Source organism: Amycolatopsis pithecellobii (assembly GCF_009707865.1).
GTDB classification, from domain to species: domain Bacteria; phylum Actinomycetota; class Actinomycetes; order Mycobacteriales; family Pseudonocardiaceae; genus Amycolatopsis_E; species Amycolatopsis_E pithecellobii.
The window spans coordinates 24,785-49,867 of record NZ_WMBA01000004.1 but is presented as its reverse complement, the minus strand read 5'-3'; the positions used below and the strand labels follow the sequence as shown (position 1 = coordinate 49,867).

The following is a 25,083-nucleotide window of genomic DNA, read 5'->3' as shown; positions in this document are numbered from 1 at the left end:
TGTGGCAGCACCTTGGTGTCGCGGTGCCACGTTCATCGCACACCCTGCCTCAGCCCCAGGCGGTCGGCCAGCCACGGCAACGAGTCCGCGAATGCCTGCCGCCAGAGGAAAAAGTCGTGGTTCGCGCCCGGGACGACGACCAGCCTGGTCGCCACACCCGCGGCCGCGGCCTGCGACTCGAGTTGACGGGCGGCGGCCAGCGGATCCGCGTCCTGGTCACCGACCTCGAACCAGCCACCGAGCCCCGGATACCGCTGGTGGGTCAGCAGCCACGACGGTTCGTGCTCCCGGAACGCGGTGAGCGAGTTCCCGAACAGCGCCGCAACGGTGTCGCCGAGGGCGTTGGAATCACCTGTGCGTGGCCCGGCGAGCCCGCTGTAGTCGGCGAAGGTGGCGAACCGGGCGGGGTGGCGCAACACCAGCGTGACCGCGCATGAGCCACCTTCGGACAGACCGGCGACCGCCCAGTGCGCACCGGGCGGCTGGGTGAAGAAGCGGCTCGTGACAAAGTCCGGCACGTCCTCGCTCAGATAAGTCTCTGCCTTGCCTTGCGGCCCGTCCACGCATTCGGTGTCCCCGTCGAAGCCGCTGTTGATGTCGGGCATCACCACGATCGGCGCCGTGCCACCATGTGCGCTCGCCCACGCGTCGAGGGTGATGGCCGCGCCGCCGCCGTTCGTCCAGTCCTCGGGGGCGCCGGGCGTGCCGTGCAGGAGCAGCACCACCGGCAGCTTCGGACGCGGCCGTGCGAACCACGCCGGCGGCAGATACACCTGAGCGGGCCGGGTGTCGAACCGCGACGTGCGGCCGGGAATCGTCAAGCTGATCACCACACCCGACGAGGGCACTCGCGACGGGTCGAGCGCCGACAACGACGCGGCGTCACGGCCGGGCAGCCCGATCGCCTGCCCGATGGTGAGGTAGTAGCCGTACGAGGCGTTCACCTCCACCAGCACGTTCAGCACGGCCAGCAGCACCGCCACCACGCCGAACCCGATCCGGGCGATACGCCGCCGGATCCGCCACACCAACACCACGCACACGGCCAACGCGACCAGGAGCACCACACGCACCGGCCACCAGTCGGTCAGCGAGACTTCGGCCACGGCGGAGGCATCCACGGCACCAACCTAGCGAGTCCCCGGCGCAAGATCTTCCCTTGGCCGGGCAAACGTTCTCAGTGTCCACTCAGGTCAGCCGATGCGGATTCCCGGCGGCGGCCCCTGACGGACACAACGCCAACGAGGGCCACGATCGCCACCGCGAGTACGAGGCTCACGAGTTCTACACCCACGCCGGCGCCACCCTCGGCCACGGGCTTGCCAAGCCAGTCGGCGATCGAGGCGCCCAGCGGGCGGGTCACCACATAGGCGAACCAAAATGAGAACACGCCATTCCAGCGCAACCACCGGTACCCCATCGCCGGAATGAGGATCACGATCGCGAACACCACGATCGAACCGAAATAGCCCAGACCGAAGGTGGTGGCCGCAAGGTCGCCGGCCGAGGTGCCCAGCGCGAAGGTCGCCACGACCGCGGCCCAGTAGAACGCCTCTCGCCGGGCGGAATCGACGGCGTGAATCGAGAGCGTCCCCTCGCGCCGCCACCACAGGAGATACACCGCGGCAAGCAGGGCGCCGCACAGCACGGTCGATACCAGATAAGGCACCCCTAATCCGACATGCAGAACGTCAGCGGCAATGGTTCCGAAAACGCCGACCATCACGACCGCGAACCAGTACGTCCACGTTACATACCGGCGCCGGGTGAATTGCACGGCCAGCGCAATTACGAAAGCGAGACAATCGAGCACGACTGCGGGAACCGGCGTCAGCACCCGCACGAGATAGTCCGACGCAGATTCGCCCAATGCGGTCGAAAGACCTTTGAGAATCCAGAAATACGCGGTGATCTCCGGAACCCGGATCGGCCGTCGCGCGATCGCTCCGGCAAGGTTGTTGACCATGCGGAACAGTCTGACACAACGAATGGACGGCTTTCCGGCGCCCCGAATTGGTGTGAATAGTCCCAAACCAACGGACGGTAAAAACCGGAAACAGTGAACCGGGAAAGGCCCCGCCGGAAGCCACTCCGGCGGGGCCCGTACGCCGGTTCAGTATGTGCCGGGCAGGGCCGGGGTGTGCTCGACACGGACCGCTTGGAGGGCAACCGGATCCAGGCCCAGCAGGGTCAGGATCGTCGGGGCGATCTGCGTGGTCTCCACCCCGCCGGTCACGGTTTCGTGCCTGATCCGCGGACCGCTGACCACGAGCGGCACATCACGATCGTCCGGGGCGGCGCCGCCGTGTTCGGCGATCTTCTTGTGGCCACCGGTATAGACCACGCCGACATCGGCGACGCCGAACAGGTCGGGCACGCGCACATCGCCCGCCGCCGCGCCGAAGTACTGCGCCGCGGCTGCCCCGGCATAGACGGTCTGGAGTCCGGAGTGGACGAACGGTTTCGGCTTGCCGTCGATGCCGTTGCCGGTTCCCGGCTGGGCGAGCAGGTAGCTCTTGGCGAACTCGGTCGCCGCCGGCGAACGGTCGGTCAGCCACAACAACATCACGTCGTCGTCGACCGCGTGCGCCACCAGGTCGCCCGCGCCCGGATGTGCGGCCCGCCAGGCGGAGTTGAGCCCGGCCAGCAGCGGACCGTCGTCGATCCGGGTGAGTGCGGCGGGCTGGATCGGGGACTGGCCGTGCTTGGCGGACAGGATGATCGTGGTGTCCGCGGCCTGGCCCTGCGTGCGCAGCTCCGCGGTGATCGCCGCGACCTGCTGGTCGACCCAGGCCAGCGCGTCCGCCAGCAGCGGGCCGGGGGTGCCGTCGACGAGGTACCCGCCCTGCTTGCCGTCCGAGGAGGGCAGTTTCTGCGCCGTGGACACCGTCTGGAAGTTCATCCCGAACACCGCCGGGACGCCGGTTCTGGTGGTGCGACTGTGGTCGTAACCGTCGATCTCGTTGAGCACGGCCCGGACCTTGTAGCCGTCGTAGGTGCGGGTGTCGGCGTTGTCGGTGGTCCAGTCACCGCCCGCCGGGGCCTTACTGTTGATCTCCGGGGTGAACAGGTCGTCGATTCCGGCGCCCGACGGGCCGTTCAGGATGTCGTAGGCCGCGTGCTTGTCCGACCACGCGGTGCGCCGGCCTGCCTGCTTCGCGACCTCGAACACCGTGTTGACCTTCAGGTACTGGCCGGGATAAACGGGCTTGCACGTCTCCGGATCGACCGGCAGCGCCGCCGGGTTGAGCAAGGTACGCGGGGTTCCGGTCATGGCCAGCACACCGGCGGGGAGACCGGGCAGGCCTTGCCCCGCATCGATACTGTCCTTGTTCCGGTCGAGATCCTCGGTGTAGTCCACCTCGGCGCCCAGGGCCTGACCGGTGCACGACGTGGTGCCCGCGGGCAGCAGGCCGGCGTTGTAGGCGTCGTCGTAGTACACGCCGGTGGTGGCCGGGTTGCCGCCGGTCACCTGCGCCACCATGCCCGGGAACGAGTCCGACGGCACCGGGGTCTGCGCGTGCGTGTACTCGGTTCCCTGACGCACCAAGGAAGCCAGCGCCGAACCCGGATGTTTCGCCGTATACCATGCGAGATCGGATTGGTGCAGACCATCCACACTCAGCAGCAGCACATGCTCGCTACGCGGCTGCGCCTGCGCCGTCGCCACCGCACCGGCACACCCGAGTACTGTGCCGTTCGTTACCAATCCGACCACAGTCACGGCTATCCGGATTGCGTGACAACGGTTACGTGCTGCTCGGGGTCTGCCTACTTTTGGTCGGATTAGTAACCCGGCCGCACCCACCGCCGCGGCCCGCCTCCATCGTCTCGGCACCAATCCAACCTCCTCACACGCGCGGCCGGAAGCCGCTGGGGACAACGGGTGCACACGCTGCGCCGGGTGCATGACCGGTGCGGCCCCGGAACCCGAACGCGGGGTTAATTGACCATTAACAATCCCTATTCCAGAAAAAGGATTTCCGATTTCCGCCGAATTTGCCGTCCGCTGACTACGGACAATTCGGTCATTATCCGCGGGAAATTTCGCCCGGATGCTCCTTGCGCGGCAACCGATTCACGGTTGTCCCAGAGAATGGATTTCGCGTTTGGTTTGTTTACTTCGCGCACACCTGGTGTCCCCGGGAAATTGGGATCAATGCCGCGGATGCCTCTCAGGATTGACCGGCCCTGGCAGTGCGGTCAGGGCCGGTCATCCACTTTCAGGAGGATTCGTGTTACGGAAGCGCATTGCGGCCGCGGTCGCGGCGGCAGCGGCACTGATCGGTTCGGTGACGGCCGTGGTCGTCACCTCGTCCACCGCGCAGGCGGCGTCGAGTGTGCCGGTGTTCGACCACATCGTGCAGGTGATGTTCGAGAACCACGCCTACTCACAGATCAACGGCAGCTCCAGCGCCCCCTACTTCAACAGCCTCGCCGCGCAGGGCGCGAAGTTCACCCAGTCCTACGCGGTCACGCACCCCAGCGAACCGAACTATCTGGCCATCTTCTCCGGATCGACCCAGGGCATCACCGACGACAGCTGCCCGCACACCTTCACCGGCAACAACATCGCCAACCAGCTGCTCACCTCGGGCAAGACGTTCAAGAGCTACTCGGAGAGCATGCCGTCGGACGGCTACACCGGGTGCAGCAGCGGCCAATACGCGCGCAAGCACAACGCCGCACCGTTCTTCAGCAACGTCCCGGCCGCCAGCAACCTGATGTACACCGATTTCCCGAACTCGGCCAACTACGCGAGCCTGCCGACGGTCTCCTACCTCGACCCGAACCTGTGCAACGACATGCACGACTGCTCGATCAGCACGGGTGACAGCTGGCTGAAGAACAACCTGGACGCCTATGCGCAGTGGGCGAAAACGCACAACAGCCTGCTCATCGTCACCTTCGACGAGGACAACGGCGGTTCGTCGAACCACATCTTCACCGCGTTCGTCGGCGCGCACACCCAGGTCGGCACCTTCACCAACCAGATCAACCACTACAACGTGCTGAGCACCATCGAAAGCGCCTACGGCCTCTCGCATCTGAACTCGGCGTCAGCGATCACCAACGTCTGGAACTGACCCGGTAGCCGGAAATGATCACCCCGCTCGGGGGCACACGTGTCCCCGAGCGGGTTCCTGCCGGCCCCATGGAGGTGGCGCTCGTGTATCTGTCCACAATAGACCATCCACATACCGGCGACGACGGCACGAAGCCATCCCGCAAACGCGCGCTGTTCTCGGTGAGCGGCAACGTGTTCGCGCTCGGTGCGGTCAGCCTGATCACCGACGTCTCGTCGGAGATGGTGACCGCGGTGTTGCCGGTGTACCTGGTACTCGGACTGCACCTGAGCCCCGCTGTCTACGGCATGGTCGACGGCACCTACACCGGCGCGACGGCGTTGCTGCGCCTGGCCGGTGGCTACCTCGCCGACGTGACGCGTCACCGCAAGCTGATCGCCGGGCTTGGCTACGGATTGTCCGCGCTGGCAAAGCTCGGGCTGCCGGCCGCGGGTAACGCCGTCGGCGCGATCGGCGCGGTGATCGCCGTCGACCGCACCGGCAAGGGCCTGCGCACCGCGCCACGCGACGCGCTGATCACCCTCTCCACCCCGCCACACCTGTACGGCCGCGCGTTCGGCATTCACCGGATGATGGACACCGCCGGTGCCTTCGCCGGACCACTCGTCGCGCTCGGCGTCCTGGCCGCCACCGCACAGGCCTACGACACGGTGTTCGTCGCCAGCTTCTGCATCGCCGCCTTCGGTGTCCTGGTGCTGGTGCTGTTCGTCCGCGACCGTCGCGGCGACCAACCACCGAAAGGCACGGTGTCCTTCTCGGCGCTCGGTGACCTGATCCGGCTGGCGCCGGTGCGGCGGCTGGTGCTGGCCGCGGGCCTGGCCGGGATGGTGACCATCGGCGACGGTTTCGTCTACCTCCTGCTGCAGCAACACGAACACCTCGGCGTGGGCTGGTTTCCGCTGCTCGCGGTCGGCACGAACCTGTCGTATCTGCTGCTGGCCACCCCGCTGGGCATGCTGGCGGACAAGATCGGCCGGCTCAAGGTGGTGCTCGGCGGCTACACCGCGCTCGTGCTCGTCTACCTGCTGCTGTTCGGGCCCCTCGGCGGCTGGCCGCTCCTGGTGGTGGCGCTCGGGCTCTACGGCCTGTTCTATGCGGCCACCGATGGCGTGCTGATGGCACTGGCCGGTCCGGTGCTGCCCAAAGCCCTGCGCACCACCGGAATCGCACTGATCCAAAGTGGACAGGCGTTGTGCTATCTGCTTTCCTCTGTCCTTTTCGGACTCGCCTGGACCGCATGGGGACCGGCAAGCGCGAGCCGGATCGCCGCCGTCCTGGTCGCGGTCGCCGTGCTCGCCGTGGGACTGCTGCTACGCGGTATCCCGGCCACCGAGGAGCAGCACGCATGACGCGGCGAGTCCTGTTCGCGCTCCTCGGAGCCGTGCTGCTGACCGCGATCGCGGTCGGCTACGGCGCGTTCACCATGGCCCGCGAACACCCCACGGTGACCGCGGCCGGCCGGCTGAGTCTCGCGCCCGCACCGCGGATCTTGTTCCGCAGCACCGCACCGGACAGCGACGGACGGCTGGCGACGGTCGCCGACGACGATCCGGCCGGGCCTCGTTCGGTGTCGGCGCTGAGCTGCCTGCGGGTCTACGCCGCGGCCGGCACCGGCGCCTGCCTGCGCCAGGACGGCGCGCTCGCCACCTTCCAGATCGCCATCCTGGACGCCGATCTCAACGTGGGCAAGGAGATTCCGCTCGTCGGCGTGCCCAACCGCACCCGGGTGTCCGGGGACGGACGACTGGTCGCCTGGACCGTGTTCGTGGCCGGCGACTCCTACAACAACGGGCGGTTCTCCACCCGCGCGGGGTTGATCGACCTCAGAACCGAGGACACAGTGGACTCGCTGGAGTTCCTTTCGGTCACGCTCGACGGTCACCCCTACGTCGCCGCCGACCTCAATTTCTGGGGAATCACGTTCGCCGCCGATGACAACCACTTCTACGCCACGATGTCCACCGCCGGGCACCGGTATCTCGTCGAAGGCGACATCGCCGCGAAAACCGTCCGCACCATCGCGGAGAACGTCGAATGCCCCTCGCTGTCCGCGGACGGCAAACGCATCGCCTTCAAATCGGCGATCGACCAGGATCCGGCGAAAGGCTGGCGGCTGACCGTGCTCGACTTCGCCACCGGCGCGAGAACCCCGCTCGCGGAAACGCGCAGCGTGGACGACCAGCCGGCCTGGCTCGACCCGGACACCATCGGTTACGCACTCCCCCGCGGCACCGGCGACTCCGATATCTGGGCCGTCCCCGCGGACGGCGCCGGCGCCCCCAGGCTGCTCATCCCGCACGCCGAGTCCCCAGCTGCCCTCCGCTGACGAAATACGCGACTGCTGTGCCATTCGTTACCAATCCGACGGCAGCCACGGCGGAAACGGATATCTACCAGCAGATGGGCTGCGGACCGTTTCCGCCTACTTTCGGTCGGATCGGTAACCTGGCGAGCCAGGAGGCGATGCGATGCTTCGTGTCTCTGTGCTGGGAGAGCAGGCGATCGTCGACGACGCGACCGGCGGTGTCGTCACGCGATCGCCACGGACGATCGCGCTCATCGCGTTTCTCGTCCTCCACGCCGGATACCCGCAGCCACGGCAGCGCATCTCCCAGCTGTTCTGGCCCGACTCGAGGGATGGTCAGGCACTCACGAACCTGCGCCGCGAGCTGCATCACCTTCGCGGCATCCTTCGAGACGAGCCGTCGCTGGTCGTGACGTCCCAGGATTTGTGCTGGCACGACACCGGCACCAGCCGCGTGGACCTGCGCGTCTTCGACAGGGAACGGCAAGCCGCTGCACAGGCAACGGACGATGACGCGATCCAGCGGCACGCGGCGAACGCGATCGCCGAGTACCGCGGCGAATTCCTGCCGGGAAGGTACGACGACTGGGTGCTCGAGGCCAGGACTCAGCTCGCAGGACAGTGCGCCGACCTGTGCGACCTGCTCTGCGCGGTGCGCACCCGGGCGGGCGACCTGCCAGGGGCGGTGGCCGCCGCCCGCTTCCGCACCCACCTCCGGCCGCTGGAGGAGGCCGGCTACCGGACGCTGATGGAGCTGCAAGCCCGCCTCGGTGACCGGGCGGGAGCGGTGAGCACCTACCACCACTGTGCCTCGATCCTGGAGCAGGAGCTCGGGGTTTCTCCGGACCGGGAGACACGGGAGGTGATCGAGCGGCTGCTCGCCCGCCCGGCCGAGGTCGCAGCGCCGAGGGTCCCCGCCGGGCGTTCCGGGCCGGCCGCGACGAACCTGATCGGCCGGTCCCGGGAGCTCGACCGGCTGCATCGGCTGTGGCGGACCGCGGCGGCGGGCAAGCCGGCACTCGCCGTGGTCCACGGTGGTGCGGGGGTCGGGAAAACCCGGCTGCTGGCCGAAATCGCCGGAGCGGCGCGGTCGCGCGGTGCGGTAGTGGCGCGCGCCCAGTGCTTCGGCAGCTCCGGGCGGCTGCCACTGGCCCCGGTCGCGGACTGGCTGCGGCTGCCGAAGGTCCAGTCGGGCACGGCCGCGCTCGACCCGGTCTGGCGTCGCGAAGTCGAGAGACTGGTGCCGTCGGGCACAAGCCACGGGGACCCTGATGCCCCTGCCCCCACGATGGCTGACGGCTGGCAGCGTCACCGCTTCTTCGAAGGGCTGGCACGGGCCCTTATCGGGGTCGGCCGACCGATGCTGCTGATCGTGGAGAACCTGCAATGGTGCGACCAGGAAACGTTGGCGTTCCTCAGCTTTTACCTTGGTCTGGACCACAGGGCCCCGGTACTGGTGGCCGCCACGCTCCGCGCAGAGAACGCCGAGGCGGAGCCGGAACTCGGCGAGTGGCTCAGCGCGATGCGCGCCACCGGGCTGCTCACCGAGCTTTCCCTGAGCCCGCTGGACATCGACGGCACGGCACAGCTGGCCGAGGCAATCTCGGGCCGCCGACTGTCCAATGAGGACACTAAGCTGCTGCATGCGACGACCGGTGGTTTTCCGCTGTACGTCGTCGAGGCGATGCGTACCTCCGTCGAGCTCGGCAGCGCCGGCCCGCCGGCCGGGCAGCTGAGGGGCGCGCTGCGCAACCGGCTCGCGCAGGCGCCTCCGGCGGCACGGCAGGTCGTCGAGCTCGCGGCCGCCGTGGGCCGGGACTTCACGCTCGACCTGCTCACCGAAGCGAGCGACCTCGACGCCGACACCGTTGTTCAGGCCGTCGACGAGCTGTGGCGGCTACGCATCATCCGCGAGTTCCGCGACGGCTACGACTTTTCTCACGACCTGCTGCGCGAGACGGCGTACGCACAGATAAGTCCGCCGAAGCGCTGGCTGCTGCACCGCCGTCTCGCACAGGGACTCGAGTTGCTCCACGAAGACACCGACGCGGTTTCGGCCCAGCTCGCGGCGCAGTACGCCAATGGCGGTCAGCCGGCGCGCGCCGTCGCCTACTACCGGCGAGCGGCCGAGCTGGCGACGAACACGTTCGCGCACGCCGAAGCCATCCGGCTGAACAAGGCGGCCCTGGCGATCGTGCGGGCACAGCCGGACCGGCGAGAGACGTTCGAGCAGGAGCTGGCGATCCTCGAAGCACTCGCCGCGCCGTTGAACGCGCGCTACGGCTACGCCTCGACCGAACTCCAGCACACGCTCGAGCGCACGGTCGAGCTGGCGGAAACGCTGGGGCGCAACGACTCACTGGTCACCGGCTTGATCGGGTTGTGGACGTCACGATTCGTCCAAGGGCACATCGCGGACTCACACCGTGGCGCCGGCCAGGCGCTGGCTTTGGTCACCCCCGGTTCCGAGCCGAGCGGCTCGGCCCACTTCGCCTACGCGGGATCGTCGCTCAGCCTCGGCAGACCGGCGGAGGCATTGCGCCACTTCGAACTCGCCGCCGAACGGAACCAGAGCCGTCATCTCCTGACCGTCGGTACCCGCCCCGATGTGCACGGCACCGCTTGGGCCGCCCACGCCCACTGGCTGCTCGGCGACGACGCCTCCGCCTCGTCGAGCGCCACGGCGGCCATCACGCTGGCCCGCACGATCGAACATCCCTACAGCCTGGCCGTTGCGCTCGCCTACGGCGCCATCACCTGCCAGCTGCGGCACGACCTTCCGGCGCTCCGGGAAACCGTCGCCGAATTGCGTGAACTGTGCGAGCGTTATGGCTTCGCCTATTACCCGGAATGGGGCCTCATCCTCGACGGCTGGGCCAGCGGGGACGGCTCGGGCATCGCGCTGGCACGCAACGGTATCGGGAACCTCGAAGCGCAGGGCTCGCTCGCCCGGATGCCGTACTGGCTGTCACTGCTGGCCGACCTGCAGCTGGTGGACGGCAGGCCCGGCGAGGCACGCGCGACCCTGGACAAGGCGCTGACCGGCGCGCGTGCCCGGGACGACCTGTGGTGGCTGCCCGAGGTGAGCCGGATGCGCGCCGGGCACGACGACCACGACACCGCGGCGCGACGGCTGCACGAGGCCGCCGGGCTCGCCCGGAGCCAGGGCAGCACAGCCCTGGTCGAGCGTTGTACCCGCGACCTTGCCCGGCTTGGCGTTCGGCCCCCCGGCTGAGTCGCGCCCGAGCGCCCGAACGCTGCGCGAACGCACCCTTCCTAGCGTCGGTGGTGCCCAAGACGCTCCACCGCCAAAGGGGAAGATCACATGACCACCACACCCATCACCTCCAGCGACACCATTGCGCCGTACGAAGACCTGACCGCGGTCCTGCGCGGAGTCCTGATCAGACCGTCGGACCCCGGCTACGACGAGGCACGCGCCGTGTACAACGCGATGATCGACAAGCGGCCGGCGGCGATCGTCCGGTGCCGCGACGCCGCCGACATCATCGCGTGCGTCCGGTTCGGCCGCGCGCACGGACTCGAGATCGCCGTGCGAGGCGGCGCCCACAACGCCGCCGGCCTCGGGGTCTGGGACGACGCGCTCGTGATCGACCTGTCCCTCATGCGCAGCACCACCGTCGATCCGGAGCAGCACACCGTCCGCGTCGACGCGGGCTGCACCTGGGGTGACGTCGACCATGCGACGGTCGCGTTCGGCATGGCGACGCCATCGGGCTTCCTCGCGTCCACCGGAGTGGCCGGCCTGACGCTCGGCGGCGGGATCGGCTACCTGTCCCGTCGGTTCGGTCTCACGGTGGACAACCTGCTCGCCGCCGACGTCGTGCTCGCCGACGGAAGTTTCGTCACCGCAAGCGAGAACTCCCACAGCGACCTTTACTGGGCGCTCCGCGGCGGAGGCGGGAACTTCGGCATCGTCACCTCGTTCACGTTCCGCTGTCACGACATCGGCGAGCACGGTGTGGTCATGGCCGGGCCGGTTCTCTACGACATCGCCGACGCGGCCGAGGTGATGCGGTGGTACCGGCAGCTGCTGCCCACGTTGCCGGAGGAGCTCAGCGGCTGGCTGGGTCTGCTGACGATCCCGCCGGCCCCGCCGTTCCCCGAACAGCTGTGGGGACGCAAGGCGTGCGGCATCGTCTGGTGCTACACGGGTCCGCACGACCGCGCGGACGAGGTGCTCGAACCTGTCCGGACGTTCGGCTCACCACTGCTGACCGGTATCCAGGCCATGCCGTTCACCGCGCTCCAGAGCGCATTCGACGCGCTGTACCCGGCCGGGCTGCAGTGGTACTGGCGGGCGGACTTCTTCAACGAGATCACCGACGACGCGATCGAGGTACACCGTGAATACGGGCGGCAGCTGCCCACCGGGCACTCGACCATGCACCTCTACCCCATCGACGGCGCCGCGGCCCGCGTGCCCGAGGACGCGACCGCATTCGCCTATCGCGACGGCGGCTGGGCCGGCGTGATCGTCGGCGTCGACCCGGACCCCGCCAACGCCGAGAAGATCTCGCAGTGGGCGCGCGACTACTGGGAAGCGCTGCACCCGACCTCGGCGGGCGGCGCCTACGTCAACTTCATGATGGACGAGGGCCAGGACCGGGTGATGGCGTCCTACCGCGGGAACTATCGCCGGCTGGCCCAGGTCAAGGAACGCTACGACCCCGGAAACCTGTTCCACATCAACCAGAACATCCGGCCGGGGCGTGAAGTTGTGTAACGGCTGAGGGTGTCACGGCGACGGCCTAATCGGGAGCCGTATTGGCGGTGATCGATGATGAACACGAGCCGAGCCCGATACCGCCGGCGTTTGCTGATCGCGCTGACCGCGGGCGCCGTCGCCGGTGGCACTCTCCTCGCGCCCGGGGTCGCGCAAGCCGCGACGCCGTCCTTCGTTCAGGGCCAGGCGTTCACCACCGGCACCCGGGTGGCGTCGCTTCAGGCCAAGACGGGACCTGTCGGCGCGAGTGATCTCCTGGTGGGCTGGTTCGCCCAGTACAACACGTCCGGGCAGGTCCAGGTGTCCGACAACGTGAACGGGACCTGGACGCGGGCACCCGCCAGTACGGCGTTCCAGAACGACACCGGTGACATCGCGTTGTATTACGTCGCGAACAGCAAAGCCGCGGCGGCTGGGCTGACGGTCACCGTGACCGCTGGTGCGCCGGCCTACTTCCAGGGCTCGGTCGCCGAGTACAGCGGTGTGGCCGTCGGCGGGCCGCTGGCCCAGGTCGTCTCCAACCGCGGTGTGGGCACCGCCGTGGACACGGGCCCGACAGCCGCGGTCAACGCCGGGGAGCTGGTCTACTCGGCGATCGTCACCGGAGGCAACCCCCAGTCGGTCACTCCCGGCAGCAGCCAGGGAGCCCAGTACACCGCGCGCGCCGGCACCTCGAACGACTCGGCCTACGAGCAGGACATCCCCGCGTCGAACGCCGGGAGCCAGCATGGCGCGGCGACCCTCGGCGCCTCGACCGACTGGTATGCCGTGGCCGCGGTGTTCCTGCCCGCTTCCACCGGCGACACACAGCCGCCCACCACGCCCGCCGGGTTGCGGGCCACCAGTGTCGCGTCGACGAGCGTGAGCCTCGCGTGGTCACCCTCGACCGACAACACCGGGGTCACCGGCTACACGGTGTACCGCAACGGCAGCGCCATCGGCACCACCAACGGCGCCACCACGACCTACACGGACGCCACCGTGTCCGCGGGGACCAGCTACACCTACACCGTGGACGCCTTCGACGCCGCGGGTAACCATTCGCCCCCGTCGAGCGGGCTGGCGGTGACCACACCGGCCTCGTCGCCCAGGTTTGTCCAGGGCGCCGCCGATTCGCCGGGGACCAGGACGACATCGACCACCCTGACGCTGTCGGCGCCGGTCGCCGCGGGTGACCTGCTGGCCGGGTGGTTCGCCGAGTACGACTCGCCGGGCCAGGTCCAGGTTTCCGACAACGTCAACGGCGCATGGGTCCGGTCGGTGTCGGAGACGTTCACCAACGGCGGCGGCGATCTGGCGCTGTACTACCTGCCGAACACGAAGGCCGCGCCGCAAGGGCTCACCATCACCCTGTCCGCCGCCGCGGCGACCTACCTGCCCGGCGCCGCGGGCGAGTACGCCGGAGTGGCCGCCAGTGCGCCGCTGAACCAGGCCGTGGCTGCCAGCGGGTCCGGCACCGCCGCCGATTCCGGGGCGACCCCGGCGGTCAGCGCCGGCAAGCTCGTGCTCGGCGGGCTGATCACCGGCGGCCAGCCGCTGACCGTCACCCCGGGCAGCAGTCAGGGCGTCCCGTTCGCCTTGCAGGTCCACAACGGCAGCGAATCCGCCGACCTGGCCGGGATCCTGGCCGGCGCCGCGGGCACGCAGCACGCACCCTTCACCCTCGCCACCGGATCGGACTGGTACGCACTATGCGCCGTCTTCCAGCCAGGCTGATCGGCGGCCTCGCACTGGCCCTCGCGACGGCGGTGATGGCGGCGTGCACCTCGGCTGCCGTGCCGCAGCCGGCGCCCGGGCCTGGCGGAACCGCCGTGCCGACCCCGGATCACGTCGTGGTGGTGGTGCTGGAAAATCACAATGCCGACGCGATCATCGGCGCCCCGGATGCCCCTTACCTGACCTCGCTCGCCGACCAGGGCGCCGTGTTCACCAACGCGCATGCGATCACGCATCCGAGCCAGCCCAACTACCTCGCACTGTTCTCCGGCGACACACAGGGAATCACCGACGACTCCTGCCCGCACTCGTCCGCCGCGGCCAACCTCGGCTCGGAACTCACCGCCGCGCAACTGAGCTTCGCCGGCTACTCCGAGGACCTGCCCGGCACCGGCTACACCGGGTGCTTTCCCGGCCAGTACGACCGCAATCACGCCCCCTGGGTGGACTTCACGAACCTGCCCGGATCGGTGAACCTGCCGTACACGCAGTTCCCGCCCGACCCGGAGCGGCTGCCCACCCTCTCGTTCGTGATCCCCAACCTGTGCCACGACATGCACAACTGCGATGTGGCAACCGGCGACTCGTGGCTGCACACGAACATCGCCGGCTACCTCGCCTGGGCCCGCGCACACAACAGCATGCTCGTGATCACCTTCGACGAATCGGACGACTCGCCGTCCAACCGGATCGCCACCATGGTGCTCGGCCCCATGGTCGTGGCCGGCCAGTACGGCGAATACGTCGATCACTACCGGATGCTGCGCACCCTCGAGCAGATGTACCGGCTGCCCGCATTGGGGCACAGTGCGCAGACGGCCCCGGTCACGGATGTCTGGACTCACTGAACCGGCGCTTGACCTGGGCCGATACCGCACAGGAGGGTGGTGTGTGACCGCAGACGAGCCGCTGTCCTTCCGCCTGCTGGGACCGGTGACCGCACTGGACGGCACCGGTGCCCCGCTGGTGCTCGGGGGTCCGCGCAGGCGTGCGGTGCTGGCCGCTCTGCTGCTGGAGCGGGGGCGGAGCCTCCCGGTGGAGCGGTTGGTGGAGCTGCTGTGGCCGGCTCCGGCACCGTCGTCCGCGGCCACGATGGTGCACGGTGCGGTCGCGGCATTGCGGCGGGCCCTCGAGTCGCGCGGAGGTCCACGGGTACTGGTCACCCGCGACGGCGGATACGCGGTCGAGGTTCTCGCCGAGCAACTGGACATCGCGCGCTTCGAGACGGCTTTGGCGGAAGGACGTCGCGATCTCGCCCCGGCGCCGGGGAAGGCCGCCCGGCTGCTCGCGCAGGCGCTGGCCGAATGGCGTGGCCCGGCGCTCGCCGGAGTGGAGGAAACCTTCGCGCGGGCCGCGGCCCAGCGTCTGGACGAGCTGCGTGTCGAGGCACGGGCCCTGCGTGTCGACGCCGAGCTGCGATTGGGGCACCACGGGGCGATCGTGGCCGAGCTGGAGACACTGGCTGCGGAGCATCCGCTGCGGGAGGACGTGTGCGCGCTGCTGATGCTCGCGCTGTATCGCTGTGGGCGGCAGGCGGAGGCACTCGCGGCGTACCGGCGGCTGCGCACGGTGCTGGCCGGCGAGCTGGGGGTGGAACCCGAAAAGCGGCTGAGCGATCTCCATCTGGCGGTCCTGCGTCACGATCCGGCGTTGCACCCTGGGCCGGCCGGCACGGCCGTGTTGCCCGCGCCGCTCGGCTCCTTCGTGGGCCGCGGCGGCGACGTCGACCGGATCGGGGCTCTGCTGCGGGCTCATCGGCTCGTCACGCTCACGGGTCCGGGCGGTGTCGGGAAGACACGGCTCGCGGTGGAGATCGCTCGCCGGGAGGCGGACGCCGAGGCGGTGATCGTCGATCTCGCACCGCTCGCCGACCCGGCACTGCTGCAGGGGCTGGTCGCCGAAGCCCTGGGTGTGCGCGCAGAACCCGGGCAGCCGCTGGCACGGACCGTCGCGGCAGCCCTTGCGGTGCGGCCGGCCCTGCTCGTGCTGGACAACTGCGAGCATCTCGTGGCCGAGAGCGCGACACTCGTGCAGCTCCTGCTGGCCGCGGCAGCGCCGCTGCGTGTGCTGGCGACCAGCCGCGAGCCCCTCGGCGTGCCCGGGGAGCGGGTCTATTCCGTGCATCCGCTCAGCATCCCGTCGGAGGGCGAGAGCGCGGAGCAGGCCGCGGCGAGCGCGGCGGTGCGCCTGTTCGGGGATCGCGCGGCCGCCACCGGCTCCGGGTTCACGGTCACCGCCGCCAACGTGGCGCTCATCGGCGAGCTGTGCCGCCGGCTCGACGGCTTGCCGCTCGCGATCGAACTGGCCGCCGCCCGCGCGGCGACGCTCCCGCTGGCCAAGCTCGTCGACCGCCTCAACGACCCGTTCGCGCTCCTGGAGTCCGTGACCCGGGCCGCCGACCCGCGGCACCGGAGCCTGGCGGCCACCCTGGCGTGGGGACACGGGTTGCTCGGAGACACCGAGCGTTCGCTGTTCGCCCGGTTGGCCGTCTTCCCGGGACGTTTCGACCTCGCCGCGGCCAACGCGGTCAGTGGTGGCCCGGCCGAAGTCGAGCTGCCGCTCGCGCGTCTCGTCGCGTCGTCGCTGGTGCAGCCCGAGGAGCAATCCGATGGGGGCATGCGGTACCGGCTCCTGGAGACCGTGCGGGCCTACGCCGCCGCCCAGCTCGATCCGCGCGGACACTGCGAAGTCGCCGAGCAGCATGCCGCGCACTACCTGGCGGTGGCCGAAGAGGCGCAGCCGCGGCTGTTCGCGCCGCGCTCGGGCCCCTGGCTGGCGCGACTGCACACCGAACGCGACAACCTGCGGGCCGCACTGGCGTGGTCTTTCGCCCACGACCCGCAACGCGGTGTGCGGCTGGTCAACTGCCTGTGGCACTACTGGGACCTGCGGGGCGCACGGGACGAGGGTTTATACTGGGTCCACAAGGCCCTCACGGCGGCCGGCTCCGGCCCGGAACGCCTTCCGTTGTTGTCCGCAGGCTCGCTGCTGCATTTGGGCCGTGCCGATCTCGCCGACAGCGAACAGTGGGCAGGCGAGCAACTCGCGCTCGGCCGGGCACACGAGGCACCGTCCTGGACGGGTGATGCGCTGGCTCTCCTCGCCACCGTCGACTGGGCCCGCGGCCGCTACGACCGCGCCCAGCGCCGATACGAGGACGGCGTGAGCCTGTCTCTGGCGGGAGGCGATGTCTGGGGCGCGTCCCTCGCCGAGGCCCAGCTCGCCCGGCTGCACCGCGATCGCCGCGAACCCGACGCAGCACGCGCGATGGCCCTGCGGGCGCTGGCCCACGCGGAGGAGCCCGGCGAGAGCACCGCGCGTGGCCTGGCGCGGGATGTGCTGGCCTCGATCGAGCATCGGTGGGGCGACGCGGAGGAGGCCGCCCGGCTCACCGGCGAGGCGCTCGCGCTGTACCGCGAGGTGAACTACGCGGAGGGCGAAGCCTCGGCCCTGCGGTCGGCCGCGACGATCGCGCTCGGCGCGGCGCGGACCGCCGACGCGAGGGCTGCTTTCCAGGCCGCGCTCGAAGTCTGCCGGCGCATCGGACATCGCGCGGGAACGGCCGAGGCGCTCGAAGGGCTCGCCGAGGTCGCCGCGGTCACCGGCAGCTCGGACCAGGCGGCGGCACTCAACGCCGAGGCGGCCCGCCTGCGGGACGAGACGGGTATTCCGCGGTTAGCCGGCGATTAGCCCGGGGCGCGAGGCTGGGCTTCTCAACTCGACCAGGAGGCTGCCGTGACCACGTTCGCCGACCTCGCCGTTCCCGCCATCCGTCCCGGCGATCCCGGTTACGACGGGGCGCGGGCGGTGTTCAACGCCATGATCGACCGTCGCCCGCTGGCGATTCTGCGCTGCCGCGATGCGCACGACGTCGCCACCGCCATCAGCTACGCCCGCATGCACGACCTGCCGCTGGCCGTCCGCGGTGGCGGACATGGCGTGGCCGGCAATGCCGTCTGTGACGGCGGGATCGTGCTCGACCTGTCCGGCCTGAAGACGGTGACGGTCGACCCCGGGCGGCGGATCGCGCAGGCCGGCGCCGGGCTGCTGCTCGGTGACCTCGACGCCGCGACCCAGCGCCACGGCCTGGCCACGCCGCTGGGCGTCATGTCGGGAACGGGCATCGCCGGGCTCACCCTCGGTGGCGGCCTCGGCTGGCTCACCGGTGCACACGGCCTGGCGTGCGACAACCTGGTCGGCGCCGAGGTGGTGACCGCGGACGGCGACATCCTGGACGTCGGGCCCGAGACACACGCCGACCTGTTGTGGGGGCTGCGCGGCGGTGGCGGCAACTTCGGTGTGGTGACTTCGTTCCACTACCGCCTGCACCCGGTCACGCAGGTCCTCGCGGGCGCGCTCACCTATTCCTGGCCGGCCGCGCGCGAGGTGCTGCACGAGCACCACCGCTTCATGGCCGGCGCGCCCGACGAACTGACCAGCTCGGTCTCGCTGGGCGTCGACGCCAATGGCGACCCGGGTGTCACCGTCGTCGTCTGCTGGTCCGGCGATCTCGAGGAGGGGGAACGCGTACTCCGGCCACTGCGCGCGTTCGGCGCACCCCTCGAGGACTCCATCGCGCCGGTTGCCTACCTCGACTGGCAGCGCCTCCCCGACGCCGGCTTTCCCCGTGGGCGTCTGCACTACTGGAAGTCCGGCTACCTGCGCCACCTCACCGACACCGCTGTCGACGCCCTGCTCGCCGTCACGCCGACCATCCCGACCCCCGAGACCGGAATCGGACTGCAAGGAGTGCGGGGTGCCGCCGCCCGGGTGCCCGTGGACGCCACGGCGTTCCCCCACCGAGCCCAGCAGTACGACCTGCTCATCCTGGCCCAGTGGGCCGACCCGGCGCGCACCGACGAACTCGTGAGCTGGGCCCGGCGCGCGTTCGGTGCCGTGGCACCGCATCTCGAAGACGCCGTCTACGTGAACAACCTCGGCAACGAAGGACCCGACCGCGTCAAGTCGGCCTATGGCCCCAACCGCGACCGGCTGGCCGCGCTCAAACGCACCTACGACCCGGCGAATGTGTTCCGGCTCAACCACAACGTCGCACCCCTATCATAAAGCTGTTTGACATAGCTACTATGTGAGGGAAATGCGGGTCGTCCCCGCACCCCGGTGAAACCGAAGGTGGTCGAGAGTGGAACCGACAGGAGCGAACGTCCGGTCCGGTGGGGACCTGCTCGTGCAGTGTCTCCTGGAGCACGACATGTCGTTGTGGTCGTGTGTGCCCGGCGAGAGCTTCCTCCCGGTGCTCGATGCGCTGCACGAGCGAGGCGACCGGGTACGTCTCATCACCGCGCGGCATGAGGCAGCTGCGGCGAACATGGCTGAGGCGGCAGGGAAACTGACCGGGCGTGCCGCCGTCTGCCTCGTCACTCGCGGGCCGGGGGCGACCCACGCGAGCATCGCGCTGCACACCGCCTATCAGGACGGCACCCCGCTGATCCTCGTGGTCGGCCAGGTCGAACGGCGGCACCTCGGGCGGCAGGCGTTCCAGGAAATGAACTACGAGCACGTCTTCGGCAGCTCGGCCAAAGCCGTGGTCACCGTGATGGACGCGGACCGGATCCCGGAGCACGTCGCACGCGCCGTCGCCACGGCCCACGGTGGCCGCCCCGGGCCGGTCGTACTCGTGCTGCCGGAGGACGTGCTTTCCGACCGGACCGATGCCCCCGTGATGTACGCGCCCGAGCCGGCTTGCCCGGATGTCACGGCGGCTGATCGCGACCGGCTGCTGGTCGAACTCAACGCCGCCGAACGTCCGGTCCTCATCGTCGGTGGGCCGGGATGGCGCCAATCCGTCGGCGAGCAGGTCATCGCTTTCGCCGAGCGCAACGACGTTCCGGTCGCCGCCGCGTTCCGGTGGCAGGACGCCGTACCCAATGCCAGCCGCGCCTTCGTCGGCTACCTCGGGCTCGGCTGCAGCCCGAAGCTGCGAGCGCGCCTCGCCGAGGCGGACCTCATCGTCGGCCTCGGCCCGCGGCTGGACGATCCCACCACCGACGGTTATGCACTGACCGACACCGCCCGCCGGCTCGTGCTGGTATCGGAAGCCGCGGACGAGCTGTACGGTGGCGCCATCCCGCACCTGGCCTTGCACGGCAGCCTGGCGTCGGTCGCCGATGCGCTGAAGGCGAGCCACCTCCGCGAAAACGCGTCCCGTCGCGGCTGGTTGCCGGAACTGCGCGCCGAACAGGAACGGTTCACCAGTCCCCCCGTGCCGGCGCCCCAACCGGACCTGGCGTCGATCGTCTCGCACGTCCGGAACACGGTTCCCGACGACGCGGTGATCACCAACGGCGCCGGGAACTACACCGTGTGGCTCCAGCGTTTCTTCGAGTTCCGGCGCTTCCACACCCAGCTCGCGCCCCGCAACGGGGCCATGGGCTACGGCCTGCCTGCCGGGCTCGCGGCCGCCGCGCTGCATCCGGACCGTGTGGTGGTGACCTTCGCCGGTGACGGGTGCCTGCTCATGAGCGGCAGCGAACTGGCGACCGCGGTCAAGTACGGGCTTCGTGTCGTCGTCGTGGTGGTCAACAATTCGATGTTCGGGACCATCCGGATGCACCAGGAACGGGCCTACCCGGGCCGGGTGATCGCCACGCAGTTGCACAACCCCGACTTCGTCGCCTATGCCAGGTCGTTCGGCGCCGCCGCACACCTGGTGCGCACCACCGGCGAGTTCGCGCCGGCATTCGCCGAGGCATTGAGCCACCACGGACCCAGCCTGATCGAAGTCCGCACCGACGCGGAGCAGATCACCCCGGATCTGCGGATCGCGGACCTCGGTTAGCAGCGATTCGCGCGCCTCGGCAGATCACAGGCACGATCCCGGGTCTGCCGAGTCGCCGATGATCGCGACGAGCGTCCTGCGCAGCGTCTGGACCTGATCTTGGCTGAACATGTCCAGAGCCGCGGCTTCGACGGCGGCACAAGCCTCGGCCACGGTCGCTCTCACTGCGTCGCCGGCGTCGGTGATCACCGGGATACGCAGGCGGCGGTCGCCGGGGGCGTTGTGGCGCACCACGAGTCCCCGGCGCTCGAGCCGGTCGAGCTGGCTCATCAACGTCGTCTTGTCCAGCCCCAGCGCTTTACCCAGGTCGGACTGAGTGAGTCCAGGGGACTTGTCGAGGGCGCTGAGCACGATGTACTCGCGCAACGAAAGCCCGTGCTCCTCAGCCACGGCACCGGTCGCCGCACGCAGGTGCTGTGCAGCCCGGTGCAGCAACCAGGTGATCTCGGAATCGACGGACGGGCTCGGGCCGGCGCCCTCCAGCGGCGGTTGAGGTGCACTTCGCATCACAGAACCGTATTTCACGGCAGAGACATCGCGTCAGGCGATCCGGCAACCGTACCGGAATGATCCCCTCAGCCGAGGACGGATTCGTAGTAGCGGCGGATCCGTTCCTCGGACGACGCGTGGGTGAAGACGTAGAAGTCGCCACGGTGAACCGCGTCGATGACCTTCTTCGCCACTTCCGCGGCGGTCAGCCAGTCCGACGAGGAGCTGCGGGCGGTCGCACGAAGCGCCGCGTTGAGGTTCGTCGGCACGCCGCCGGGACAGACGAGTGTCACGCCGATGCCGGCTTCATCGGCGGCCAGTTGCAGCCGTAGCGTCTCGGTGAACGAGATCAGCGCGCGTTTGGCGGCCACATAAGCGCCAAGGCGATCCTCCGCGACCAGCCCCGCGAGCGAGGCGATGGTGACGATATGCGCGGGTCGCGCCGCCGCCCGCATAAGCGGAACCAGGGCGCGCGTGAAGTTCACCGATCCGTACAGGTTCGCGCCGAACACGTCGGTCCAGTCCTGCGGCGTCAGCTCCCACACCGCGGGGCGGTGGGGGCCGAGCCGGCCCGCGCTGCTGACCAGCATGCCGGGCGTGCCCAGGTCCTCGACGATCCGGGCCGTGACCGCGTCGACCGCCGCCGCATCAGCGACATCGACGGTGAACGCACGGTGCCGCTCGGGGCCGGTGGTCAGCGATACGGTCTCAGCCAGGCCCGCGCCGTCGAGGTCGATCAGGGCCAGTCGCATGCCCAGGGCGCTGAGGCCGATGGCGATCTCCCGGCCGATCCCGCTCGCGCCGCCCGTCACCACGCCGACCACACCATCGAACCGATTCATGATGCACTCTCCTTTGTGGACATCGGAAAACTCGTTACGACCGCGGGAGCAAAGAGTCGTCGATGACCTCGCTGGGGTCGAAGGGGCCGAACCGCTGCACGCCCTGCTTTTCCAGGACGGCCATGACCGCCCGCGCGTCGCCGGCGGTGAGCGGGGCCAGCGCGAACGTGCCCGCCGCGCGGACACCGGCCAGCTGGGCGGCTGCGGTCGGCTCGTCGATCTTCGCGGCCTTCGCCAGCGCCGCCACCACTCGCTGGTCACCCCGGAGGGCCAGCTGGGACGCGGCGGCGAGGCAGCGGAGCAGACCGGTCACCGCCTCGCGCTGACCGGTGGCCACCCGCGCGGACACCGCGATGACGGTCGAGAGGATCGGGGCGATCCTCGGGTCGGCGGAGACCTCGGCGATCTTGTGCACACCGGCCGCGGTCACGGTCGCCGGCAGCGGCTCCGGATAGACGAGCCCCTTGATCGCCCCGGACGCGGCGAGGCCGAACAGGCTGCTCGCGCTGCCGCCGTAGGTGATCTTGACGTCGGTGCCGGGCTGGAGACCGTTTTCGCTGAGCGTCTCGCGCATCACCAGGTCCGCCACGGCGCCCGATGCGGACGCTCCGACCGTCTGTCCTTTGAGGTCACCGATCGACCGGATCTCCTTGGCACCCCACAAAAAATAGGGGGCGTTGCCCACGGTCGCCGCGATCTTGATGCCGGCCGGGTTCTTCGACGCAGTGGCCAGGACCGCGCCGGTACCGTCACGCACCGCCTGGATCTGCCCGGCGGCCAGCGCCGGGCCGGCCGCCGCGGCGTTGAGCACGGTAATCGACGGCGCGACCCCGTAGGGCGCGCACATCTGCGGTTCGCTCCCCATGAGCAGTTCCGGCGCGAAGCTCGCCGACGGGCTCAGGATCGCGTAGGAGATCTTCGTCAGACCGGAGGCCGAATCGCCCGGCTGTCCCGTCGAGCACCCGGCGAGAATCACGGCCAGCGCCGCCACCAGCCCGTACCGACGCCTCATGCAGTACGCCAGCGGTCAAAGTACTTTTCCACCCGGCCCAGCAGACCGGTGACGAGCATGCCGAGGACCGAGATCAGCACCACCGCCACGAACAGCCGGTCCGTGTTGAAGGTCGCGGCCGAGGACACGACGACGAACCCGAGCCCTTGCGTGGAGGAGATGAACTCGGCGAGCACCACACCCAGCAACGCGTGCCCGATGCCGAGGCGTAGACCGGAACTGATCGCCGGCACCGTGCCCGGCAGCACCACCGTGCGCAGCACCCGCAGATCCGAGTTGCCGTAACTGCGCGACATGGCGATCAGCGACGGCTCGATCGTGACCACACCGGCCCGCGCGTTGACGATGATCGGCACGATCGCGCTCAGCACGACCACCCAGACCTTCGACTCCAGCCCCAGGCCGAACCAGATCACGAACAGGGGCGCCGTCGCGATCCGCGGGCTGGTGTTGAGGAACAGCACGATCGGGTTCAGCAGCGCGTCCAGCCTGCGGTGGTACCAGCCCATCAGGATTCCGATCGGCACCCCGAGCGCGACCGAGATCAGGAAACCGTAGGCGAACTCCTGCCCGCTGGCGGCGAGGTCACGCCACCCGTTGCCGGCCGGGCCGAAATACTCGACCAGCGAATCCCAGATCCGGGACGGCGAGCTCACAAAGGCGGCATTGGCCACGCCGGTCCGGGCCAGCACCTCCCACAGCGCCAGCAACACGACGACGGTCACGGCGCCGAGCAGAACCCGTTCGCGGTCTTGAAGCTGCCGAGCCAGCCAGGAACGCCGGCGCGCCGGCGCGGCCACCACGGGCCGCTCCTGCATACCCACAGTCATTGCGGTCCCTTTCCTCAGAGTGTTTGGAAATGGTGTGCGTGGCGGTGCCGGTGGCGGCCCCTGAGTCCGCGCGAGTTGCGCGTTCCCGGTGCGCGAGTTGCGCGTTCCCGGTGCGCGAGTTGCACGTTCCCGCCGCACGCAACGCTCAACTCGCGCGCACGCAACGCTCAACTCACCCGCACGCAACGCTCAACTCGCGCGCTCCCAACGCTCAACTCGCGCGGCTAGTTCGCCGGGGCCAGCGACGTATCGATGGCGTCCGCCGGATCGAAGCCGTCGAACTTCTGGACGTTCGCGCTCTCCAGTGCGTGCATGACGTCTTTCGCGTCGTCCGTCGTGAACGGGCCGAGCTGGAAAGCGGTGGGCGCCGCGATGGCGTCGATCTCCTTCTTGGCCGTGTCCACACTCTTGCCCTCGGCCTTGGCCAGTGCCTGAACCACCTTGGGATCCTTGGCGAGCGTCAGCTTGATCGCCGCCTGCAGGCACTGCAGCAGGCCCTTCACCGCGGGCTGATGTTGCGAGGCGAACGGCTCGGCCGCCGCGATCACCGTGGCCAGGGTCGGTGTCACCGTCCGGTACTCGGCGACGTTGGCAAGCTCGTGCACCCCTGCCCTGGACGCCACCTCGGGCAGCGGCGGCGGGAACAGGAAGCCCTGGATCGCGTTCGACGCGGCGAGGCCCAGCACGGCCGTCGCATCACCGCCGTAGGTGATCTTCACATCCTTGCCGGCCTCCATGCCCTGCTCCGCCAGCAACTGCCGCATCGCCAGATCACCGGTGGACCCGGCCGCCGTGACGCCCACCGTCTTGCCGCGCAGATCGGCCACCGACTTGATGTCCTTGGTGCCCCACACGTTGTAGGGCGGGCTGCTGACCGACGCCACGATCTTCATCGCGGAGCGGTTCTGGTACGCGCTGGTCAGCATCGCGCCGGAACTGTGCCGCATCACCTGGATCTTGCCCGCGGCCAGTGCGGGCCCGGAGGTCTGCGGGCTGACGATCTGCATCGTCGGTGCCACACCGTAGGGGGCGCACATGCCCGGGTCGTTCTGGATCGTCAGCTCCGGGGCGAAACCGGCGGTCGCGGCGATGAAGCCGACCGACACGGGCGTGAGCCCGGAGGCGGGTGCGGCGGCGCCGCCGGAGGAACAGGCGGCCAGTGCGACCGCGGCGGTGGTCGCACAAGCGGCGACGAGGGACCTGCGAAGAAACGTCGACGTCGTTGTCGGGTGCATGACTGAAGCTCCTGGTTCGAT

18 protein-coding genes are annotated in these 25,083 nt (G+C 69.6%); 10 read left to right on the top strand and 8 right to left on the bottom strand.

All coding sequences use genetic code 11. The annotated features are described in order from the left end of the window. Positions 1-32: 32 nt before the first annotated feature. The 3 genes from GKO32_RS03955 to GKO32_RS03945 form a co-directional block, all read right to left on the bottom strand. Positions 33-1,121 (bottom strand): alpha/beta hydrolase, encoded by a 1,089-nt coding sequence (locus tag GKO32_RS03955; RefSeq protein ID WP_312867474.1) that lies wholly within the window; start codon positions 1,119-1,121, stop codon positions 33-35. A 56-nt stretch (positions 1,122-1,177) separates the two neighbouring features. Then, positions 1,178-1,966 carry a COG4705 family protein gene (locus tag GKO32_RS03950; protein WP_154755392.1) on the bottom strand — a complete coding sequence of 263 codons (789 nt, stop codon included), beginning with the start codon at positions 1,964-1,966 and terminating at the stop codon, positions 1,178-1,180. A 147-nt stretch (positions 1,967-2,113) separates the two neighbouring features. After that, positions 2,114-3,670, bottom strand: a complete 1,557-nt coding sequence (locus GKO32_RS03945) for an alkaline phosphatase family protein (RefSeq protein WP_312867473.1) — start codon at positions 3,668-3,670, stop codon at positions 2,114-2,116. A gap of 565 nt (positions 3,671-4,235) precedes the next feature. Here GKO32_RS03945 and GKO32_RS03940 point away from each other — a divergent pair. The 10 genes from GKO32_RS03940 to GKO32_RS03895 all read left to right on the top strand — a co-directional run bounded on the left by GKO32_RS03940 (position 4,236) and on the right by GKO32_RS03895 (position 20,654). After that, positions 4,236-5,087 (top strand): alkaline phosphatase family protein, encoded by an 852-nt coding sequence (locus tag GKO32_RS03940; RefSeq protein WP_312867472.1) that lies wholly within the window; start codon positions 4,236-4,238, stop codon positions 5,085-5,087. A gap of 83 nt (positions 5,088-5,170) precedes the next feature. After that, complete coding sequence (locus GKO32_RS03935; protein ID WP_376765924.1) at positions 5,171-6,436, top strand: MFS transporter; 1,266 nt, start codon at positions 5,171-5,173, stop codon at positions 6,434-6,436. Then, on the top strand, positions 6,433-7,413 hold the full coding sequence (locus tag GKO32_RS03930) for a TolB family protein (protein ID WP_154755389.1): 981 nt from the start codon (positions 6,433-6,435) through the stop codon (positions 7,411-7,413). The genes GKO32_RS03935 and GKO32_RS03930 overlap by 4 nt, the downstream gene beginning before the upstream one ends. Before the next feature lie 142 nt (positions 7,414-7,555). Then, positions 7,556-10,627 (top strand): ATP-binding protein, encoded by a 3,072-nt coding sequence (locus tag GKO32_RS03925; protein WP_154755388.1) that lies wholly within the window; start codon positions 7,556-7,558, stop codon positions 10,625-10,627. 90 nt (positions 10,628-10,717) lie between these two features. Then, positions 10,718-12,139 (top strand): FAD-binding oxidoreductase, encoded by a 1,422-nt coding sequence (locus GKO32_RS03920; protein ID WP_154755387.1) that lies wholly within the window; start codon positions 10,718-10,720, stop codon positions 12,137-12,139. A gap of 57 nt (positions 12,140-12,196) precedes the next feature. Then, positions 12,197-13,855 carry a fibronectin type III domain-containing protein gene (locus tag GKO32_RS03915; protein ID WP_166459365.1) on the top strand — a complete coding sequence of 553 codons (1,659 nt, stop codon included), beginning with the start codon at positions 12,197-12,199 and terminating at the stop codon, positions 13,853-13,855. Then, on the top strand, positions 13,831-14,703 hold the full coding sequence (locus tag GKO32_RS03910; protein WP_154755385.1) for an alkaline phosphatase family protein: 873 nt from the start codon (positions 13,831-13,833) through the stop codon (positions 14,701-14,703). The genes GKO32_RS03915 and GKO32_RS03910 overlap by 25 nt, the downstream gene beginning before the upstream one ends. Positions 14,704-14,746: 43 nt before the next feature. Further along, positions 14,747-17,545 carry an AfsR/SARP family transcriptional regulator gene (locus GKO32_RS03905; RefSeq protein WP_166459364.1) on the top strand — a complete coding sequence of 933 codons (2,799 nt, stop codon included), beginning with the start codon at positions 14,747-14,749 and terminating at the stop codon, positions 17,543-17,545. A gap of 45 nt (positions 17,546-17,590) precedes the next feature. Continuing rightward, a complete protein-coding gene (locus GKO32_RS03900) occupies positions 17,591-18,922 on the top strand; it encodes an FAD-binding oxidoreductase (RefSeq protein WP_208024263.1) in 1,332 nt (443 codons plus the stop codon). 76 nt (positions 18,923-18,998) lie between these two features. Beyond that, the gene (locus tag GKO32_RS03895; RefSeq protein WP_208024262.1) at positions 18,999-20,654 is read left to right on the top strand and encodes a thiamine pyrophosphate-dependent enzyme; all 1,656 of its coding nucleotides are present in this window, start codon (positions 18,999-19,001) and stop codon (positions 20,652-20,654) included. Between the two features lie 24 nt (positions 20,655-20,678). On the opposite strand, the gene GKO32_RS03890 is transcribed toward GKO32_RS03895, so the two are convergent. The 5 genes from GKO32_RS03890 to GKO32_RS03870 all read right to left on the bottom strand — a co-directional run bounded on the left by GKO32_RS03890 (position 20,679) and on the right by GKO32_RS03870 (position 25,062). Beyond that, positions 20,679-21,161, bottom strand: a complete 483-nt coding sequence (locus tag GKO32_RS03890; protein WP_154755383.1) for a MarR family winged helix-turn-helix transcriptional regulator — start codon at positions 21,159-21,161, stop codon at positions 20,679-20,681. A 68-nt stretch (positions 21,162-21,229) separates the two neighbouring features. Beyond that, entirely contained in the window at positions 21,230-21,985 is a 756-nt protein-coding gene (locus tag GKO32_RS03885) for an SDR family NAD(P)-dependent oxidoreductase (RefSeq protein WP_154755382.1), read from the bottom strand. A 34-nt stretch (positions 21,986-22,019) separates the two neighbouring features. Then, a complete protein-coding gene (locus tag GKO32_RS03880) occupies positions 22,020-22,997 on the bottom strand; it encodes an ABC transporter substrate-binding protein (protein ID WP_154755381.1) in 978 nt (325 codons plus the stop codon). After that, complete coding sequence (locus GKO32_RS03875) at positions 22,994-23,827, bottom strand: ABC transporter permease (RefSeq protein ID WP_154755380.1); 834 nt, start codon at positions 23,825-23,827, stop codon at positions 22,994-22,996. The genes GKO32_RS03880 and GKO32_RS03875 overlap by 4 nt, the downstream gene beginning before the upstream one ends. A 224-nt stretch (positions 23,828-24,051) precedes the next feature. Continuing rightward, entirely contained in the window at positions 24,052-25,062 is a 1,011-nt protein-coding gene (locus GKO32_RS03870; protein WP_154755379.1) for an ABC transporter substrate-binding protein, read from the bottom strand. Positions 25,063-25,083 lie beyond the last annotated feature (21 nt).

What these genes read in the sequence shown, in the direction of transcription:
- GKO32_RS03920 (WP_154755387.1), top strand. Translation starts at nt 10,718, where the DNA reads ATGACCACCACACCCATCACCTCCAGCGACACCATTGCGCCGTACGAA.
- GKO32_RS03875 (WP_154755380.1), bottom strand. Translation starts at nt 23,827, where the DNA reads ATGACTGTGGGTATGCAGGAGCGGCCCGTGGTGGCCGCGCCGGCGCGC.
- GKO32_RS03915 (WP_166459365.1), top strand. Translation starts at nt 12,197, where the DNA reads ATGAACACGAGCCGAGCCCGATACCGCCGGCGTTTGCTGATCGCGCTG.
- GKO32_RS03925 (WP_154755388.1), top strand. Translation starts at nt 7,556, where the DNA reads ATGCTTCGTGTCTCTGTGCTGGGAGAGCAGGCGATCGTCGACGACGCG.
- GKO32_RS03910 (WP_154755385.1), top strand. Translation starts at nt 13,831, where the DNA reads ATGCGCCGTCTTCCAGCCAGGCTGATCGGCGGCCTCGCACTGGCCCTC.
- GKO32_RS03890 (WP_154755383.1), bottom strand. Translation starts at nt 21,161, where the DNA reads ATGCGAAGTGCACCTCAACCGCCGCTGGAGGGCGCCGGCCCGAGCCCG.
- GKO32_RS03870 (WP_154755379.1), bottom strand. Translation starts at nt 25,062, where the DNA reads ATGCACCCGACAACGACGTCGACGTTTCTTCGCAGGTCCCTCGTCGCC.
- GKO32_RS03885 (WP_154755382.1), bottom strand. Translation starts at nt 21,985, where the DNA reads ATGAATCGGTTCGATGGTGTGGTCGGCGTGGTGACGGGCGGCGCGAGC.
- GKO32_RS03880 (WP_154755381.1), bottom strand. Translation starts at nt 22,997, where the DNA reads ATGAGGCGTCGGTACGGGCTGGTGGCGGCGCTGGCCGTGATTCTCGCC.
- GKO32_RS03930 (WP_154755389.1), top strand. Translation starts at nt 6,433, where the DNA reads ATGACGCGGCGAGTCCTGTTCGCGCTCCTCGGAGCCGTGCTGCTGACC.
- GKO32_RS03950 (WP_154755392.1), bottom strand. Translation starts at nt 1,966, where the DNA reads ATGGTCAACAACCTTGCCGGAGCGATCGCGCGACGGCCGATCCGGGTT.